This window comes from Alistipes sp. HGB5, assembly GCF_000183485.2.
Classification (GTDB): domain Bacteria; phylum Bacteroidota; class Bacteroidia; order Bacteroidales; family Rikenellaceae; genus Alistipes; species Alistipes finegoldii.
In genome coordinates this window covers 1-1,620 of sequence record NZ_AENZ01000030.1, presented here as the reverse complement: position 1 = coordinate 1,620, position 1,620 = coordinate 1, and the positions used below count along the sequence as shown (strand labels likewise).

Annotated in this window: 1 pseudogene; it reads left to right on the top strand. The window is 48.5% G+C overall.

Annotated features, from left to right (window positions below):
- Window positions 1–260: 260 nt before the first annotated feature.
- Window positions 261–1,476: pseudogene (locus tag HMPREF9720_RS05065) on the top strand (site-specific integrase).
- The last annotated feature ends 144 nt before the right edge of the window (window positions 1,477–1,620 follow it).

The following is a 1,620-nucleotide window of genomic DNA, read 5'->3' as shown; positions in this document are numbered from 1 at the left end:
TTTCCGGGGATAAAAAACAGAGGTATAAAAAAGTGTAAAGCAAAAGATAATCAAATAATTATACACTTTTCTTCAGTACCTTTGTTTTAGAAAAAAAGTAGAATAAGGTAATGTTAAACGAGGTTTCGGTTTCCAAATCGTTACCTCGTTTCTTTCGCTCTATTATTCATAGAAACGTGATTTTCAGTTTCTTGCATCGTTATTCATCTTGACATACGACTCTGCTGAAATTATTTTTGCAACCCTAAAAAGCAGAGTTTATGCGCAGCACGTTCAAGGTTCTGTTCTACCTCAAAAGGAACAAATGTAAGGATCAGAAAGTCGTCCCTGTCATGGGTCGCATCACGGTCAACGGTAGCATCGCGCAGTTCAGCGCGAAGCTCTCCGTCCCGGAAGCTTTGGGAGGTCAGCGGCGGCCGCGCCAAAGGCCGTAGTCTCGAAGCGGATCGCATCAACCGTCATCTGGACAACATCCGCACCCAGATCGGCAAGCACTATCAGGATATCTGCGACCGGGAGTCATACGTTACGGCCGAAAAGGTCAAGAATGCCTATCTCGGCTTCGGCGAGAAATACCGGCTGCTTCTCGAAGCGTTCGAGAAATTCACCGGCGACCTCAAGAAACGTGTCGGCATCGACCGCTGCCACGGTACATGGAACCGCTACTATAAATCCATCGACCATCTGCGGACTTTCATGCGTAAGGAGTATAACGTGAGCGATATGCCCTTGGCAGAATTGGAGCAGTCGTTCATCGAGCAATACCACGTCTACCTTAAATCCGATCTGGGGCTCAAGCCTACGACCGTCAGCGGTTATCTCAAATGCCTGAAATACGTTGTCAAAATCGCGTTCAACAACGGCTGGATGCCTCGCAACCCCTTTTCCCTCTATCAATATACGGCTCCGAATCCGGAACGTAGTTTTTTAACGGAAGATGAACTCCGGCGTATGATGACTACCGAGCTGCGGTATAAGCGTCAGGACTATAACCGCGATATGTTCCTGTTCTCCTGCTTTACGGGCATCTGCTATGCGGATATGGCCTCGCTGACCTATGACCGGATCGAGCAGGATGCGCAGGGCGAGTGGTGGATCAGCGGGAACCGCCAGAAGACCGAAACCAGATACGTTGTCAAACTTCTGCCGTATGCGTTGTTCATCCTGAACAAGTACCGGGGTCTGACCGGCGACGGACGTGTTTTTGCCATGTCTACACTCGATTCGATCGACGACAGCCTGAAAAACATCGCCCGGGAGTGCGGCATTGACAAACAACTCTCATTCCACCTTGCCCGGCACACGTACGCCACGACGATCTGCCTGTCGAACGGTGTGAGTCTGGAGACGCTTTCGAAGATGCTGGGACATAAAAATATCACCACCACTCAAATCTATGCGAAAGTCACCCCGCCGATGATCGACCGTGAGGTTACCATGCTCCGGGAGAAACTGGCAACGAAATTCTCCGTGTAGACACTTTGCGATAAAGTATATAAATATATTATGTATTTACATACTTGTATAAACTCATCATTCGGTCATTGCATCTTTGCGGCGAAAACCTACTGCAACCCGATTATGGAACGACTCGATGAGATTTTGGAAATCGTCCGAGAG